Below are 17546 nucleotides of genomic sequence, written 5' to 3'. Positions count from 1 at the left end.
CATTTATGTTAAGAAAAGTTGTTTTATTTATCATAATTGCAATCTGTTTTGTATTGCAATCGACAGTCTTTCAGGCTTTATCTTTTGCCAATATTGCTCCAAATCTGATGATCATTGTTGTTTCTTCGTTCGGTTTTATGCGCGGACGTAAGGAAGGCATGTTCATTGGATTTTTTTGCGGATTGCTTATAGACATATTTTGCGGTTTTTATCTGGGTGTATATGCTTTACTTTATATGTACATCGGATATTGCAACGGGATTTTCCAGAAAAGATTTTATCCGGATGATATCAAATTTCCAATGTTGTTGATTGGAGCAAGTGATATTCTCTGTAATCTGGCAATCTATTTCATTATGTTTCTGTTTCGTGGCAGATTCGACTTTTTATATTACGGAAGATCCGTAATTCTTCCAGAATTCGTATATACAATGGTTATAACCATTTTCCTGTACTATATTTTACAGAAAATCAACCAGAAACTGGAAATTTCTGAAAAAAGGAGAGCAAAAAAATTTGATTTATGATATAAAAGATTTTTTGAAGAAGTTTTTTAGCTCAAGATTGTTTGTTTTGTCTGCAGTCATGATTGCTCTTGCAATCATCCTGATCATGCGGGTTTTCTCTTTACAGATTGTAAACGGAGCATATTATCAGAAAAACTTTACATTACAGATTGAGGAAACAATCAGTATCAACGCTTCCAGAGGAAACATCTATGACTGCAACGGGGAACTTCTTGCATATAACGAATTAGCTTATGCTGTCACAATTACCGATGTATTTGATAATTCTGACAATAAAAATGAAGAATTAAACGATCAGCTTGCAAAAATGGTTTCCGTTATTCGCAAAAATGGAGATTCTCTTTACAACGATTTTGCAATCACATTAAATTCCGATGGTACATACAGCTATAATATCAGTGGTTCAACCTTAAATCGTTTTCTGGCTGATGTTTTCGGAAAGAGTTCGTATAAAGACCTGGAATATAATGAAAAGTTTAAATTCAATGAGGCTTCAGCAACTGCAGATCAGATCATGGAATATCTGATGTCCTCCAAGAACTACGATGTTTCCTCCGATTATGATACCCAGACTGCTTATGACATTGTTGTGATCCGTTATGCAATGAATGCAAATCGCTTTTCGCAGTACAAATCTACAACAATCGCACAAAATGTTTCGGATGAGACGGTTGCATATATGAATGAGCATTCGGACGAGCTCACCGGAGTCTCTATTGAAGAAGATACAATCCGGAAATATAATTACAGCAATTATTTTGCATCCATTATTGGATACACTGGAAAAATTTCCACCGATGAATACGATGAGCTCCATAAAACAGATGATTCTTATACGCAGAATGATGTTGTCGGAAAATCCGGCTTAGAACAGTATTACGAAAGTTACCTTCGTGGTGTAAACGGAGAGCAGACCGTATTAACGGATAATATGGGAAAAATCACAGAGGTAGTATCAACGACCGATTCAACCGCTGGAAATGATGTTTACCTAAGCATCGATGCTCATTTGCAGGAAGCTGCATACAAACTTTTAGAGCAGGAGATTGCCGGTATTTTATATGACAGTGTACAAAATGGTACCGTATCCATGCAGGATGTTTATTTTGCACTGCTTAACAATAATGTTATCGATATCAACCATTTTACCAGCGATTCAGCCAGCGGTAATGAACAGGCACTTCAGGCACAGTTTGAGAGCCATCAGGCACAGTCTTTATCCATGGTTGAAAACGAACTGAATTCAAATTCTCCGACAGCAAACAATAATATGTCAGAGGAAATGCTTGATTATATTACGCATATTATCTCCATGCTGAAGGACAATAAGATTCTTCTTACAAGTGAAATTGATGATTCTGACAACACCTATACTGCATGGAAAGCCGGAACAATCAGTCCAAAGGAATACTTAAATTATTGTATTTCCAAGCAGTGGATTGACATTACGCAGCTTGATGTGGATCAGAAATATGCAGATTCCAGTGAAGTATATTCCGCTTTGTGCCAGTACATCTTAAATGAGCTCAAAGATGATAAAGCATTTTCAAAACTCGTTTATAAATATATGGTCAATAATAACGAGATCAGCGGAACCACACTTTGCCTGATTCTGTTCGATCAGGGAGTTGTAAACTACGATGAAGCTACCGTAAATGGTCTTTCACAGGGATCTGTCAGTCCTTCCAGCTTCCTTTTAGACAAGATTAAAAATATTGAGATCACACCGGCACAGTTCGGTCTTGAGCCATGTACCGGTTCTACCGTAATCACTGACGTCAATACTGGTGAAGTAAAAGCTCTTGTAAGTTATCCAGGTTATGACAACAACCGGCTTGCCAACACCGTTGATGCCGATTACTATGCAAAACTGAATGAAGACCTTTCCAAGCCGTTATATAACTATGCGACTCAGGAACGTACGGCACCGGGTTCTACATTTAAGATGGTATCTTCGACAGCCGGACTTGCAGAGGGAATCATTTCAACCTCCAGCGAGTATAACTGTACCGGAGTATTTAATGATGTCAGCAATAAACCTCGCTGCTGGAATCATAGCGGTCACGGGAATCTGAATGTTTCTGAGGCTCTTCGTTATTCCTGCAACGTATTTTTCTATACAGTAGGTTTTAATCTTGCAAAAGATTCTACCGGAACATACGATGATCCTGTTGGAATCCAGAAAATCCAGAAATATGCAGATATTTATGGTCTGGATCAGAAGAGTGGACTGGAAATTGCAGAAAACACTTCTGCGATTGCAACACAGTATCCGGTTATGGCAGCAATCGGACAGAGTGATAACAACATTACTACCGTTGCATTGTCCCGATATGTAACAGCTGTTACTTCTGGTAATTTATATAATTATCAGCTTATGAATAAAATCGTCGACAAAGACGGCAATGAATTACAGCACTATACTCCACAATCCCAGGATATTTCCAATGTTCTCTCTCAGGATCAATGGGATGCTATCCACTCCGGAATGCGAATGGTAGTAGAAGATATGAGTGAATTTAACGACTTTGCAGTAGAGGTAGCAGGTAAAACAGGTACCGCACAGCAGGAGAATCATCCAAACCACGCTTTGTTTGTCGGCTATGCGCCTTATAACAATCCGGAAGTTTCCATTGCAACACGTATTGCTTATGGTTATTCTTCACATAACGCTGCTGCAGTATCCAAAAACATACTTTCTTATTATTTTAATGCAGAAGATCCGGCTTCCCTGATTGATGGTGTAGCAGAAGAAGCAAGTGGTGTTTCTGCAAGCAATGATTAATGATTTGATAAAGTGAATCCTCACTTTTCAAATAAATAAAACAAATTTAACAGGAGGTTCATTTTCATGGGTGAAGCTATTGTTTTCACTTCAGGAAAAGGCGGTGTGGGCAAAACAACAACAATTGCCAACATCGGTGCAGGACTTTCACAGTTAGATAAAAAAGTTGTCATGCTCGATGCAGACATGGGACTTCGAAATCTTGATGTTGTTATGGGAATGGAAGACAGAATCACATATAATCTGTTTGATGTTCTTGAAAATCATTGCCGGTTAAATCAGGCTTTAATACGAGACCGGAAATATCCAAATCTGTATATGATCCCGGCGTCTCTAAAATACCGGGATGTTACAGAATATGAGGAAAGGCTGCTTGCTTTGATCCGTGAACTCAAAAAAGAATTTGATTACTGCCTGATTGACTGTCCGGCCGGAATCGATGATGGATTTCATTTTGCAATATCCGCTGCAGACCGGGCAATGGTTATTACAACACCGCATGTATCTGCGGTACGGGATGCAGGAAGGGTATTATACCTTCTTGAGAGCAGTCATATAAAAACCATTGATCTTCTGATCAATCAGATGAACCGGCGTATGATCCGGCGTCATAATATGTTATCACAAAAAGATATCGAAGATGTTCTGGACATGAACAGTTTTGGGATAATTCCAGTGGACGAGCATATTGTGATTGGACAAAATAAGGGAATGCTTGTAATGGATAAAAAAACGGTTGCACAAAAAGCATTTCGCGAAATTTGCAATCACATCATCAATCCGGATGTTATTTCACTAAGTATTCCGGAGACGAAAACCCAGATCCGGAAATCACATTCTATTTTCCACAGAAAGGAATGTGACTATGCTGGCTAAGAAAAATTATTCAAACCGTATTGCAAAAGAACGTTTAAAACTGATGATGGAATCAGAACCACTTGAATGTGCACCTGAGACCATGGTTCAGATGAAAAAAGAAATTTCTGATATTGTAAGCAGATATTTTGAAATTTCTCCGGATAAATATGAGATAAAGGTTATTTTAAAGCAAAACAGGAAAAGAGCATAATATGTTAAAACAGTATAAACTAAAGAATTATCATTTTCAGTTAATTGCATATGTCGTACTTCTTACAATCCTTGGAATCATGATCATCGGAAGTGCAGAACAATCGGTTCAAAACAAACAGATTGCAGGATTCGTTGGCGGGCTCATCATTATGGTGGTGGTTTCGCTGATGGATTACACGGTTCTTTTAAAGTTTTCATGGATTTATTATATCGGCACATGCGGTTTACTGATTCTGGTATATGTATTTGGTGCTTCTTCCCATAATGCCCAGAGATGGTTTTCCATAGCAGGAATTAAATTCCAGCCATCTGAAGTTGCCAAAATTGGTATCATCCTGTTTTTTGCAGCATTTTTTGCAAAATATCATGAAAAAGTAAATACCTTAAAAATGCTGATGATTTCTTTTATACTCGCAGGAATCCCTTTAGTTCTGATATTAAAACAGCCGGATCTTTCTACGACCATTGTTACTGCATTAATTTTTATTACACTCTTGTTTATTGCCGGATTAAGTTATAAAATAGTAATAGGTGCATTAGCAATTGGCATTCCATCTGTTATCATTGTGCTCGCATTAACAGTAAGCGGAAAAGTCGATTTTCTGATAGGATACCAGCGTACACGTATTATGGCATGGCTGGATCCGACAAATCCGGAATTTTCCGACAAAGCCAGACAGCAGCAGAATTCCATCATGGCCATTGGCTCCGGGCAGTTATGGGGCAAGGGCTTAAACAACTCCGCAGCAACCTCCATGAAAAATGCAAATTATATCATCGAGCCACAAACCGATTTTATTTTTGCAGTTACCGGAGAAGAGCTTGGGTTTATTGGAACGATTGCGATTATTCTTCTGACATTTCTGATTGTTATTGAATGTATTCTGATAGCACGTAAAGCAAAAGATCTATCCGGAAGACTGATCTGCTGTGGTGTTGCAGCCTGGATCGGATTTCAGGCATTTGTTAACATCTGTGTTGCAACCGGTCTGTTTCCAAACACCGGTGTAACGTTACCATTCGTCAGCTACGGGTTGACATCTCTGATGTCACTTTATATCGCTATTGGCTTTGTATTGAATGTTGGTTTGCAGCCCAAAAAATATCACTAGGGGGTATTCATATGAATATAGGACTTGTCGCACATGACTCAAAAAAGAAATTAATGCAGAATTTCTGCATTGCGTATAGAGGTATCTTGTGTAAAAATGAACTTTATGCAACCGGAACAACAGGACGACTGATTGAAGAAGTCGCCAACCTCCAGGTTCACAAATATCTTGCCGGTCACCTCGGTGGTTGTCAGCAATTAGGAGCTCAGATTGAACATAACGAAATGGACCTTGTTATTTTCCTTCGTGATCCATTAAAACCTAAGTCTCATGAACCGGATGTTAATATCATTGTACGCCTATGTGACGAACATAACATTCCGCTTGCAACCAATCTTGCAACCGCTGAACTTTTGATCAAGTCTCTGGATCGCGGTGATCTGGAGTGGAGAGAAATGTACAAATAATCTTGGAGAACTTATGAAATTTTTAAAAAAATTGAAAACGAATCAAACAATCAGGCGACTGCTATGCATTACATGTGTAGCAGCTGTTTTTGTGACGGGATGCAGCAAGGATGAAGGATTCAAGGATTCCTACAATGTATACTCGTCAACTCTTGCACAAAATGTTTCTTCTGATACCGGCTCCACAAGCTATTTTGCTGACGATCTGTGTGTGACAGAAGATATTAATTACGGCACAGACCAGACCGATTCCTGGGTAGCAGAGGGGGCTGGTGTATTTAATCTTGACACCAAACAGGTTCTGTATAGTCAGAATCTGTTTGAAAAACTTTATCCTGCAAGTACAACGAAGATCATGACAGCCTATATTATCGTAAAAAATGCAAATCTTGATGATATGGTAACCGTCAATGCGGAAGCAGTAGATCAGGCATCTGATTCTTCTGTTGCACATCTGAAAGAGGGCGATGTCATCAGTGTCCGTGATCTTTTATATGGTCTGATGCTTCCAAGCGGAAACGATGCGGCAATTATGCTTGCCGATTATTATTCCGGAAGTGTTTCTGCCTTTGCAGAAGTCATGAATGCAGAGGCACTTCGTCTTGGCGCCACAAACACACACTATGTAAACGCAAACGGTCTTCCAGATGACGATCACTATACAACTGTCTATGATATGTATCTGATCTTCTCAGCTGCACTTCAGGAACAAACTTTTGTCGATCTGATCAGTACGACCTATCATGATGCAGTATATACTGATAAAGACGGAAATCAGGTTACAAACTCCTGGCACAATACAAACGGTTATCTGACCGGCGCTTTCAATACTCCGGATGGTTTCCAGATTATCGGTGGAAAAACAGGAACCACAAACGAAGCCGGCTATTGCCTTGTCCTTTATTCTCTGAATCCCGAGGGACAGCGTATCGTAAGTATTGTATTTAAAGCAGATTGCCGTTTAAATCTGTATTTACTTATGAGCGAGATTCTTTCCGGTTTTGCAACGTAATTTATCTGCATTGAAATATCAAAGGTGCTGTATTTTAAAATACAGCACCTTTTCTAATTGCTCTAGTCACCATCAACACCACGAATTCTGCCAAAAAAACTGATCAGATACAATCCACTAAGTCCAACAAGAGCATAGATGATCCTTGTAAACCAGGACATGTCACCAAACAGAAAAGCGACAAGATCAAAGCGGAAAAACCCGATCAGTCCCCAGTTCACACATCCGATAATGGCAAGTGTCAGAAGTGTATAATCCAGCCATTTCATATTGCATTCCTCCTGTAATAATTTTCATCTCTGAATTTACATATATAGGATTTGTTATTATCTCCAAAATTATACATAACAGAATATTTCCGGCAGTTTGTTGTATTTCTCCTATGAAAATGATACACTATACATATATTATATTGAGGTGAATTTTTTGGCGAAAAATAATAAAATTGTTAAATATAAAAAACCACTTTCGATTAACATCGGTGTGGTTATTTTTGCGATTATCATCATATATGTCTTGTTCAATCTCTTTGTGTATCTTACCTCTGATCAGATTGCAGAGTATGAAGTACAGCAGGGAACTATTGCTACCAATAATATCTATAAAGGTCTCATTATCCGGGATGAGGAGATTGTCAACACCGATCAGAGCGGTCTGATCAACTATTACCTGCGTAATGGCTCACGTGCGTCGGTGAACGATGTCATTTATTCCGTTGATACCGATGGCAGTATTTCCAATGAGATTACATCCGCTTCCAAAGACGGTTCCACACTTTCAACAGCAGAATTAAACAGCCTTTCCGAGAAAATTGATACGTTTACATCCACTTATCATCCAAATGATTTTTATGATGTATATTCCTTTAAGAATGACATTAATTCGCAGCTTTCCCAGACACTGAATACCACGGCGCTCAATGATCTGTCGGATCAGGTAAATACAGCGATTGGAAATGGAACTTTCTTTAAAAACACAACTGCAACACCGGGAATTGTTCTGTATTATGTTGATGGTTTCGAGGGACTGACCGTTGACAGTTTTACTCCGGACAAGCTGGATCCAACTACATACAGCAAAACAACTTTAAATACGCGAACCGAAGTTGCAGCCGGTGACCCGGCATACAAACTTGTGAAAAGCGAGGATTGGAATATCATTATCAGTATTTCAAGTTCTCTTGCAGACCAGTTAATCGAAGACAATTATATCAAAGTGCGGTTCTGTAAAGACAACCAGACTGCCAACGCAACCTATTCCATACTGAAAAAAGATGATAACTATTATCTGAATCTTGCATTTACAAATTCTATGGTTCGTTATGCATCAGAACGGTATATGAATGTTGAATTGCTTTTAGATGAACAGAGTGGATTAAAAATTCCCAATTCTGCAATTACAGAAAAGGATTTTTATGCCGTCCCGAAAGAGTATTTCACACAGGGCGATGATTCATCGGATTATTCACTTCTTGTCCAGACATCAAATGGAGATAAAAAGTCTGTAGAGCTGGTCACACCAACTATTTACTATGAAACGGATACCGCATTTTATATTGATGATGAAACAGTGAAAAGCGGTGATTCCGTTGTAAAAAACGATTCCAGCTCCACCTATACCATTGGAACCGATACTGCAACTTTACAGGGGGTTTATAATATTAATAAAGGATATGCTGTTTTTAAACAGATCAATATTATCTATCAGAATGAAGAATATGCAATCGTTGAAACAGGAACTGCATATGGAGTTGCTTTATATGATCACATTGCACTCGACGGTAGTAAAGTGCAGGAAGATCAATTAATAATCAAATAACCAGGAAGGAATGATACAATCATGTTAAAAGAAAATCTGCAGTCTGTAGAAGAAAATATTAAAAAAGCATGCGAAGAGGCAGGACGCAAACGAGAAGAAGTTACACTGATTGCTGTCAGCAAAACCAAACCGGTAGAAATGCTTCAGGAAATCTACGATCAGGATATCCGCGATTTTGGAGAAAATAAAGTGCAGGAAATGTGCGACAAAATGGAAGTTCTTCCAAAGGACATCAAATGGCATATGATCGGACATCTTCAGACGAATAAGATTAAATATATTATCGGGAAAACAGAGTTAATCCATTCCGTAGACAGTCTTCATCTGGCACAGGAGATCAGCAAACAGGCCGTAAAACATAACGTGCAGGCAGACATCCTGATCGAGATCAATATTGCAAATGAAGAAACCAAATTTGGTATTGATGCAGGCGATACGATTCAGCTTGTTCGCGAGATTGCGGAGCTTCCAAATATTCATATCAAAGGGCTTATGACCATTGCGCCATTTGTTGAGAATCCGGAAGACAATCGTTTGTATTTCCGCCGTATTCACCAATTATCTGTTGACATAACGAAAGAAAACATAGATAATGTAAGCATGGATGTATTATCTATGGGAATGACCGGCGACTATATGGTAGCCATTGAAGAGGGTGCTACCATGGTACGTGTAGGAACCGGAATTTTCGGAGAAAGAAACTATAATAAATAAACCAGGAGAGCATTATGAGCTTTGTAGATAAGTTTTTAAACGCAATGAGATTAAACGAGGATGACGACGATTATGATTTTGACAACGATGATTATTTAGATGACGAAGAGGAAGAAGAGACTCCGAAACGTCACAGTTTTCGCCGTGATAAATTCGAAGAAGAAGATTATAGAAGCACCAAAGAAAAACCAGTAAAAACAACACCTAAGATCACTCCAATTAACAAAAACTCAAGAAAGGGTGGAAGTGGTATGGAAGTATGTGTAATTAAACCAACCTCTGTTGAGGATGCACGCGAGATTACAGAAACATTATTAAATAACCGCACCGTTGTATTAAATGTTGAGGGACTTGATGTAGAGATTGCCCAGAGAATCATTGACTTTACCTCTGGTTCTTGTTTCGCAATCAGTGGAAACCTTCAGAAGATATCCAATTATATTTTTATCGTAACACCTGCAAGTGTTGATATATCTGGTGATTTCCAGAATATCATGGATGCATTTGATCTTCCAGGCACTACATTGTAATACATATGGACGAGCAGGAATTATGTAAAAAAAGGCTTGTGGATCTGTCCCGTCAGGCCGACACAAGAGATATCGTTACATTCAGCGATTTTCTCAATTTAAATGAACAGAATATTTATCATAGCAATAAATCGCAATATTATACGATTTCAAAGGCTTTTGGCGGCTATGAAAACGCAGAGCGTCAGATGATTGCATTCATTCCTGATGCTCTTTGTTATGAGTGGACCTATCCGATCTGTTGTATCTGTGTTTCCCCTTTGTATCCGAAATATGCTGAAAAGCTGACCCATCGTGATATACTTGGAGCACTGATGAGTTTAGGCATCACCAGAGGTAAACTCGGTGATATTATCTGTCATGACTCTAAATTTTATGTTTTTGCCGAAGAGCAGATTGCAGATTTCATCGCAACGGAACTGACACAGATTAAACATACAACGGTTCAGTGTTCTTTCTTAGACGATATACAGAATCTGGATGTATCACCGGAATATGAGGAGCACAGTGATATGATTGCTTCCAACCGGATCGATTGCATTATCGCAAAGGCATATCATCTTTCCAGATCCCAGGCATCGGAATATCTGATATCTGAGAAGGTATTTGTCAATGGAAAATGCATTACAAACTGTAATCAGGGCTGTGATTCCGGTTGTATTATTTCTGTAAGAGGAAAAGGCCGTTTCCGGTTCGAAACAGCACAGGCACTCAGTAAAAAAGGAAAATTAAAAGTTTCTTTTTACTATTATAAATAAGCAATACAACTGAATCGCATGTTTAGTTTACATAAAATATTTATGTAAACTAAACCGTGTAATTCTATACGAAAACAGTAAAATTAATAGGAGAACATCTATGATCTGTAAAAAAAATTCAAAAAATATGATTTCAGCAGGCCTTTTCATTCTAATTCTCGTTCTGCTTGATCAAATCACCAAGCTGATTGCAGCTACAGCATTAAAATGGAAAGCACCTTTTGAGATTATTCCCGGAGTATTCGAATTACATTATCTGGAAAACACCAGTGCCGCATTTGGAAAAGATCCGGTTTCGATTTTAAATACTATTTTTCATTTTTCATATTTTACCGAACATCCTGAAGCACTTCTTTCCTGGAAAATGGGATTTTTTATTGTATTTACCATAGTTGCCGTCCTCGTTCTTTCATTGATTTATCTGCGTATTCCAACAGAGAAACGCTTTTGCTGGATAAATATGATCCTGCTCTTATTAATTGCAGGTGCAATTGGTAATTTTATTGATCGTGTTTTCCGCCGTTATGTAATTGACTTCTTTTATTTCAAATTAATCGATTTTCCGATTTTTAATGTGGCAGATATTTATGTTACGGTCGGAGTTGCATTGCTTATCATTTTTGTACTTTTTTATTATAAAGAGGATGATTTCGACGCAATTTTTCCTCCAAAGAAAAAATAAAGGAGAGCTTATGAAGGAAGAAATTTTTCAGGTCACAAGCGAACAGGATGGGGAACGTCTGGATAAATTACTCAGTATGATTTATCCGGATTTTTCCCGTTCTTTTTTTCAAAAACTGATCAAAGAGAATTCGATAAAAGTAAATGAAAAAATACAAAAAGCCAATTATAAAGTACAAACAGATGACATGATTTCCATCCTGATTCCGGACGCAGTAGAAACGTCCATTGAGCCTGAAAACATTCCGCTCGATATTTTATATGAGGATGACGATGTACTCGTTGTCAATAAACCAAAGGGAATGGTGGTACATCCTTCAGCCGGACATTATTCCGGTACTCTGGTAAATGCGATCATGTACCACTGCAAAGATTCCTTAAGCGGTATTAACGGTGAAATCCGACCGGGAATCGTACACCGCATTGATATGGACACCACAGGTTCTTTAATTGTCTGCAAAAATGATGAAAGCCATGTTGCAATTGCCGAACAGATCAAGGAACACAGCTGTAACCGGATCTATGTTGGAATTGTGTGCGGAAATATTAAAGAAGATGAGGGCACCATTGATGCACCAATTGGCCGTCATCCGGTCGACCGAAAAAAAATGGCGATTAACGAAAAAAACGGAAAACCCGCAGTTACACATTATAAAGTTCTAAAAAGATTTGGAAAATATACCTATATGCAGTTCAAACTGGAAACCGGGCGAACCCATCAGATCCGTGTCCATATGGCCAGTATCGGGCATCCATTACTTGGGGATGAACTTTATTCCAAAAACTGTCCGTTTAAGCATTTACAGGGACAAACTCTGCACGCAAGAACCATCGGATTTATCCATCCACGCACGAAGGAATATATGGAATTTTCAGCACCTCTGCCAAAGTATTTTGAGGATTTGCTTCAAAAATTGTAAATATTCTGTCAAAATAGTTGAAATCGCACCTATAAATGGTATAATTTAACTAAAGAAATTATTATTAAGATGCATTGGCTTCTTAGAAAGGGCGTGAGTTTATGAGCAATAAAATCTATACAATCGGACGCGAATTTGGCAGTGGGGGAAAAGAAGTCGGTGAAAAGTTAGCCGCAGAACTTGGTATTAAATTATATGATAAAGAATTATTACAGCAGGCTGCAAAAGAATCCGGTTTTTGTGAGGAAATTTTTGAAAATCACGATGAAAAACCGACCAGCAGTTTTTTATATTCACTCGTCATGGATACCTATTCCACAGGTGGATATTCAGCAGCTCCATTTCTTGATATGCCATTAAACCATAAGGTATTTCTGGCACAATTTGATACCATTAAAAAGATCGCAGAACGTGAATCCTGCGTAATTGTCGGCCGGTGTGCAGACTATGCTTTAGCTTCCAATCCACAATGCTTAAATGTATTTATTCATGCAGATATAGAAGATCGTGCAAAACGTATCAGTAAGAAATTAAATATCACCGAGCAGAAAGCAAAGGATATGGCACAGAAACAGGATAAACAGCGCGCAAGCTATTATAACTATTACACCTGTAAAAAATGGGGAGATTCCAAGAGCTATGATCTTTGCTTAAACACAAGTAAGCTTTCAACCGATGATTGCGTTAAGATGATTCTTGAATATCGCAAACTAATGGATGAGCATAAAAAATAAAATAATTAGAATGTTCCACACAATTTATTGGATTCAAATCTTATTTATAGATAGATTCCAATATCATAAAACAAAAAGAAACCTGGTAATATATAAATCATGTGTATACCGGGTTTCTTTTTGTTTGTATTTGAAAATTCGTATGCATCTATTTTAGAATCTTAGATCACCGGATCCTTAAAAACATAAAAAGCTTTACAAATCAGCATATTTAGCGTATGATTGATTTAAACGGCGTAAACTATTCGTTAAACTTGAGTTTAGCGAATAGTTATATCTCTCTTATATCATACGTCAATGAACGATTTCTTTTGAATCCAGTACAATGGTAAATGGACCATCATTGATCAGCGATATCTTCATATCCGCACCAAATATCCCTGTCTGGACGTTCGAAACTGTTTTTTGACATTCGGATATGATATATTCATACATTTCCTTCGCGAAATCCGGTTTTCCCGCATTTGTAAAGGAAGGACGATTTCCTTTACGGCAATCCGCATACAATGTAAACTGCGAAATAAGCAACAAACTGCCGTTTACATCTTTTAGTGACAGATTGGTTTTTCCGTTTTCATCACTGAAGATGCGCAAATTTAACATTTTGGAGAGCATTTTATCCGCGATTTCCCTGGTATCGGTATCTTCAATACCGATCAACACACAGTAACCGGCATCAATTGCTCCCGTAATATCCTGATCCACCTTACAGCTTGCTTCTGTGACTCGTTGGATCACAAATTTCATTACAATCACCACCTTTTATTGTTCTTTATCTATCATACAAAAATATTGGAGTACAATCAATTATGAAACTACAAAAATTATACAGTCAGGTACGACGCGCCATTGATGATTATCAGATGATACAGCCAAACGATAAAATCGCTGTCGGAATCTCCGGTGGCAAGGATTCTTTAACTTTACTTTATGCGCTTGCCGGACTTCGCAAATTCTATCCGGTTCCTTTTGAACTGATTGCAATCTCCGTTGACCTGGGTTACCCGGATTTTGACCTTAGCGAAGTGAAAGAACTTTGTTCAAAACTACAGGTTGAATACCATATCATCAACACCCAGATAGGGGAAATTCTTACATCAAATACACAAAAAGGATCGCCATGCTCTCTTTGTGCCAAGCTTCGGAAAGGTGCATTAAATCAGGCTGTAAAAGATCTCGGGTGCAACAAAGTTGCCTATGCTCATCATATGGATGACATTATTGAGACCATGTTTTTATCTTTAATATTTGAGGGAAGATTTTATTCCTTCTCTCCTGTCACACACCTGGATCGTATGAACCTGACCGTAATACGCCCGCTCATGTACGTACTGGAAGCTGACGTGATCGGCTTTAAGAATAAATATGAACTTCCAGTTGTACACAATCCATGTCCTGCAGATGGTCACACCAAACGCGAATATGCGAAACAGCTTGTACGACAAATTCATCATGAAAATCCTGGAGCAAAACAACGGATGTTCCATGCAATTATAAATGGAAATATTGAAGGCTGGCCATCACAGATTACCCCTATGAAGAAAGGATGAAAACATTGAAAAAAGATAACGCTTATTATGAAGATGTTAATATTAAAAATGAACTTCATCTTCGAAAACTATTAGAATCACTTCCACCATATTGCAAACAATTCTTTGTAGGAATTGAGCCAACCACTTCCTCCAGAACGCGAATTGCTTACGCATACGATCTTGGAACTTTTTTTGATTATTTAAGAGAAAATAATCCAGTATGTAATGAAAAAAAGAATACCGCTATTCCTCTTTCCCTTTTAGATGAACTGAAGCCGCTGGATATCGAAGAATACCTTTTTTATTTGAAATATCACGAAAAGGATGGAATTGCACATAGCAATGATGAACGTGGAATCAAGCGTAAACTGGCTTCGCTTCGAACATTTTACAACTACTTATATAAAAATGAGATGATCAAGACCAACCCTGCATTTAAAGTGACTATGCCGAAGATTCATGATAAGGCAATCGTACGTCTGGATGTAGATGAAGTTGCTCAACTGCTTGATGAAGTTGAATCCGGAGAAAAACTGACTGCACATCAGCAAAAATATCATGAACGTACCAAAACAAGAGATCTTGCCATGCTCTCTCTTCTGCTTGGTACCGGAATTCGTGTATCCGAATGTGTCGGACTTGATATTGACGATGTTGATTTTAAAAATAATGGAATTAAAATTCACCGAAAAGGTGGTGCTGAGGTAATTGTATACTTTGGAGATGAAGTTCGTGATGCACTTGCCGATTACATGAACCAGAGAAGCGGAATTACCGCCCTTGAAGGTCACACCAATGCATTATTCCTTTCTATGCAGAACCGCAGGATCAGTGTCCGCGCTGTAGAGAATCTGGTAAAAAAATATTCGAAGCTTGTGACAAATATTAAAAATATTACTCCGCATAAACTTCGAAGCACATATGGTACCAATCTTTACCAGGAAACCGGAGATATCTACCTCGTCGCAGATGTTCTCGGCCATAAAGACGTTAATACAACAAGAAAACATTATGCAGCAATTGAAGATAACCGTCGAAGAAAAGCTGCCAGATACGTACATTTACGCGAAGAATAATGTTATGAATTATACTTCTTCCTGATACTTCGCCGAAAGCCTGATATAATGCAGCGCATTCTCGTGATTGGAATCAATTTCTTCCTGTGTCAGTTGTCTCACAATATGTGCCGGGCTTCCCATGACAAGAGAACCGTCCGGAATAACCATCTTACCGGTTACAAGTGAACCAGCTCCAACAATACAATTGGCTCCAATCACAGCACCACTTAATACAATACTCCCCATTCCGATGACAGTATTATCTCCTACCGTACAACCATGAACAACTGCATTATGTCCTACCGTAATATAGTTGCCTAATACAACCGGATGTCCTTTATCTGCATGAAGCGTACAATTATCCTGAATATTGGTACCTTCACCAACCGTAATTGAATCGGTATCCCCGCGTATGACGGCCTGAAACCATACATTCGCATCCTTTTTCAAGGTAACATCCCCTAAAACATATGCACCAGGTGCAATGAAATTTGTTTTACTCATAAGATCATCCTCTGACTTCTTTGATTTTCTGTTCGATTCTTTCTTTCACAAGAGCTGCAATCTCCTGTGTCTTAAGATCCTTATATTCTTCATAAGTAATTGGTTCAAGATAATAAACATAAGTTGTGATTGGTCCAATATGGAAGCTGTTAAAAACTTTATAAGAATCAATCAAAGCAATCGGGACAATCGGTGCTTTTGATTTTAAAGCAATCTTAAAGCTTCCTGCCTTGAAATCACAGACTTTATTCCTGTTGTTAAATTCATATCCCCCCTCTGGAAACAGAATATACTTCTTGCCGGCTGCTACATCTTTTGCAACATCCGTGATAATATGAATTCCCTGTCTTGGATTATCCTTCTCTAATCTTTTCGCCTGCACCAGATCTACAAATTCACGTACCAGTATTGTATTGGATTTTTTCTTATCCATAACAAATGTGCAGGGATCTCCATGTGTATACATGATACCAAGAACATCATACTTTCCCTGATGATTCGGATACATGATATACCCGCTGTCTTTTGGAAGATTCTCTGTTCCAAATGCTACCGTATGGATCTTTCCGGTCTTATTCATCAAATAAATTGCATGAAGCACCAGAGAATATCTTCGTTCTTCTGAATACTTCTCAGGATGATCCGCATACGTACGCATCTTGGATATCATATACGGTGCCCGATGTAAATTCATGAAAATAACATATAATAATTTTAACATTTCAAATTCTCCTAAAGTATTATTATATCGGAAAATGAGAAATTTATCAACTTTTGTCCCCACTGTTTCTGGTACTTCTCTCCTATAAAATCAGGTGATGATACAAATTATCACATAAGAATTATCATTATTATTTCTGTTCCGCAGAATAGTATGCAACCGTAAGATGCTGACCGCATGTAATATGATCATCTGATGCAAGATGATTCAGTTCACGAATCTCTTTAATATAATCTTCTTTATCAATATCAGAATTACCAAGATATTCATCCGCAATCGTCCATAAAGTATCGCCGGACTGAATCTCATAGCTTGTATAATATTTATGAATCTCTTTGCTTCCAGTCTGTGAATTCGCATATGCAGAAATCGATGTACAAAGAATCACTACTGTGACAATAAGAAATGCTGCAATAAGTGCAATCATTCTCTTCTCAACTGCAACTACTGCAGCTCTTCTGTTTAAGCTTCTGTTTGCTCTCTCGGAAATTCTACTGTTATATTCTCTTCTCATACTTTATTCCTCCGTAAATATTGTATCGAACACTTGTTTGTATTTATAATATAGTACGCGAACATGTGTTTGTCAACAGCTTTTTCGAACAAATATTCGGAATATATGTTTGCGTTTTGTATATCCATATGATAAAATGAGGTTAACA

The 17546-nt window shown here is 38.0% G+C and carries 21 protein-coding genes; 16 read left to right on the top strand and 5 right to left on the bottom strand.

Translation table 11 applies throughout. The annotated features are described in order from the left end of the window. The first annotated feature begins 5 nt into the window (after window positions 1-5). From mreD to FYJ75_RS02750, 7 genes are all read left to right on the top strand, one after another. Entirely contained in the window at window positions 6-527 is a 522-nt protein-coding gene (gene mreD, locus FYJ75_RS02780) for a rod shape-determining protein MreD (protein WP_154428637.1), read from the top strand. Then, window positions 517-3312, top strand: coding sequence for a penicillin-binding transpeptidase domain-containing protein (locus FYJ75_RS02775; protein ID WP_154428635.1), 2796 nt, complete (start codon window positions 517-519; stop codon window positions 3310-3312). Before mreD ends, FYJ75_RS02775 begins: the two co-directional genes overlap by 11 nt. A 66-nt stretch (window positions 3313-3378) precedes the next feature. Beyond that, window positions 3379-4188 carry a septum site-determining protein MinD gene (gene minD / locus FYJ75_RS02770; RefSeq protein ID WP_154428633.1) on the top strand — a complete coding sequence of 270 codons (810 nt, stop codon included), beginning with the start codon at window positions 3379-3381 and terminating at the stop codon, window positions 4186-4188. Next, complete coding sequence (locus tag FYJ75_RS02765) at window positions 4178-4381, top strand: cell division topological specificity factor MinE (RefSeq protein ID WP_154428630.1); 204 nt, start codon at window positions 4178-4180, stop codon at window positions 4379-4381. The genes minD and FYJ75_RS02765 overlap by 11 nt, the downstream gene beginning before the upstream one ends. Window position 4382: 1 nt before the next feature. After that, on the top strand, window positions 4383-5495 hold the full coding sequence (locus tag FYJ75_RS02760) for an FtsW/RodA/SpoVE family cell cycle protein (protein WP_154428628.1): 1113 nt from the start codon (window positions 4383-4385) through the stop codon (window positions 5493-5495). A gap of 11 nt (window positions 5496-5506) precedes the next feature. Beyond that, a complete protein-coding gene (locus FYJ75_RS02755) occupies window positions 5507-5902 on the top strand; it encodes a methylglyoxal synthase (RefSeq protein WP_154428626.1) in 396 nt (131 codons plus the stop codon). Between the two features lie 13 nt (window positions 5903-5915). Next, complete coding sequence (locus FYJ75_RS02750) at window positions 5916-6914, top strand: D-alanyl-D-alanine carboxypeptidase family protein (RefSeq protein WP_154428624.1); 999 nt, start codon at window positions 5916-5918, stop codon at window positions 6912-6914. A 62-nt stretch (window positions 6915-6976) separates the two neighbouring features. Here FYJ75_RS02750 and FYJ75_RS02745 read toward each other — a convergent pair whose 3' ends face one another. Then, window positions 6977-7183: a DUF378 domain-containing protein gene (locus FYJ75_RS02745; RefSeq protein ID WP_154428622.1), complete on the bottom strand. Its 207-nt coding sequence runs from the start codon at window positions 7181-7183 to the stop codon at window positions 6977-6979. Window positions 7184-7331: 148 nt separating this feature from the next. On the opposite strand from FYJ75_RS02745, the gene FYJ75_RS02740 reads away from it, so the two are divergent. The 7 genes from FYJ75_RS02740 to FYJ75_RS02710 all read left to right on the top strand — a co-directional run bounded on the left by FYJ75_RS02740 (window position 7332) and on the right by FYJ75_RS02710 (window position 13069). Further along, the gene (locus FYJ75_RS02740; RefSeq protein WP_328596843.1) at window positions 7332-8732 is read left to right on the top strand and encodes an HlyD family efflux transporter periplasmic adaptor subunit; all 1401 of its coding nucleotides are present in this window, start codon (window positions 7332-7334) and stop codon (window positions 8730-8732) included. A gap of 21 nt (window positions 8733-8753) precedes the next feature. After that, a complete protein-coding gene (locus tag FYJ75_RS02735; RefSeq protein ID WP_154428618.1) occupies window positions 8754-9446 on the top strand; it encodes a YggS family pyridoxal phosphate-dependent enzyme in 693 nt (230 codons plus the stop codon). A gap of 14 nt (window positions 9447-9460) precedes the next feature. Then, window positions 9461-9976, top strand: a complete 516-nt coding sequence (locus tag FYJ75_RS02730) for a cell division protein SepF (RefSeq protein ID WP_154428616.1) — start codon at window positions 9461-9463, stop codon at window positions 9974-9976. Between the two features lie 5 nt (window positions 9977-9981). Next, on the top strand, window positions 9982-10734 hold the full coding sequence (locus FYJ75_RS02725) for a YlmH family RNA-binding protein (protein WP_154428614.1): 753 nt from the start codon (window positions 9982-9984) through the stop codon (window positions 10732-10734). A gap of 100 nt (window positions 10735-10834) precedes the next feature. Next, entirely contained in the window at window positions 10835-11416 is a 582-nt protein-coding gene (gene lspA / locus FYJ75_RS02720; RefSeq protein WP_154428612.1) for a signal peptidase II, read from the top strand. Between the two features lie 10 nt (window positions 11417-11426). After that, the gene (locus FYJ75_RS02715) at window positions 11427-12335 is read left to right on the top strand and encodes an RluA family pseudouridine synthase (protein ID WP_154428610.1); all 909 of its coding nucleotides are present in this window, start codon (window positions 11427-11429) and stop codon (window positions 12333-12335) included. A 101-nt stretch (window positions 12336-12436) separates the two neighbouring features. Continuing rightward, window positions 12437-13069, top strand: coding sequence for a cytidylate kinase-like family protein (locus FYJ75_RS02710; RefSeq protein ID WP_154428608.1), 633 nt, complete (start codon window positions 12437-12439; stop codon window positions 13067-13069). Window positions 13070-13363: 294 nt separating this feature from the next. Here FYJ75_RS02710 and dtd read toward each other — a convergent pair whose 3' ends face one another. Beyond that, window positions 13364-13816, bottom strand: coding sequence for a D-aminoacyl-tRNA deacylase (gene dtd, locus FYJ75_RS02705; RefSeq protein WP_154428606.1), 453 nt, complete (start codon window positions 13814-13816; stop codon window positions 13364-13366). Window positions 13817-13878: 62 nt separating this feature from the next. On the opposite strand from dtd, the gene FYJ75_RS02700 reads away from it, so the two are divergent. Together FYJ75_RS02700 and FYJ75_RS02695 are read left to right on the top strand one after the other, a co-directional pair. Beyond that, window positions 13879-14619, top strand: a complete 741-nt coding sequence (locus FYJ75_RS02700) for a tRNA lysidine(34) synthetase (RefSeq protein ID WP_154428604.1) — start codon at window positions 13879-13881, stop codon at window positions 14617-14619. Further along, on the top strand, window positions 14616-15677 hold the full coding sequence (locus FYJ75_RS02695; protein WP_154428602.1) for a tyrosine-type recombinase/integrase: 1062 nt from the start codon (window positions 14616-14618) through the stop codon (window positions 15675-15677). Before FYJ75_RS02700 ends, FYJ75_RS02695 begins: the two co-directional genes overlap by 4 nt. Before the next feature lie 9 nt (window positions 15678-15686). Here the strand turns inward: FYJ75_RS02695 and FYJ75_RS02690 are convergent, their stop codons facing one another. The 3 genes from FYJ75_RS02690 to FYJ75_RS02680 form a co-directional block, all read right to left on the bottom strand. Further along, entirely contained in the window at window positions 15687-16163 is a 477-nt protein-coding gene (locus FYJ75_RS02690; protein WP_154428600.1) for a gamma carbonic anhydrase family protein, read from the bottom strand. A 4-nt stretch (window positions 16164-16167) separates the two neighbouring features. Next, window positions 16168-16884 carry a lysophospholipid acyltransferase family protein gene (locus tag FYJ75_RS02685; RefSeq protein WP_154428598.1) on the bottom strand — a complete coding sequence of 239 codons (717 nt, stop codon included), beginning with the start codon at window positions 16882-16884 and terminating at the stop codon, window positions 16168-16170. Between the two features lie 130 nt (window positions 16885-17014). Next, window positions 17015-17398 carry a LysM peptidoglycan-binding domain-containing protein gene (locus FYJ75_RS02680; protein WP_154428596.1) on the bottom strand — a complete coding sequence of 128 codons (384 nt, stop codon included), beginning with the start codon at window positions 17396-17398 and terminating at the stop codon, window positions 17015-17017. Between the last annotated feature and the right edge of the window lie 148 nt (window positions 17399-17546).

Origin of the sequence: Roseburia porci, assembly GCF_009695765.1 — a bacterium.
GTDB lineage: Bacteria > Bacillota > Clostridia > Lachnospirales > Lachnospiraceae > Roseburia > Roseburia porci.
Note: the sequence above shows the minus strand (reverse complement) of the source record. Positions and strands in the feature narration are given on the sequence as shown.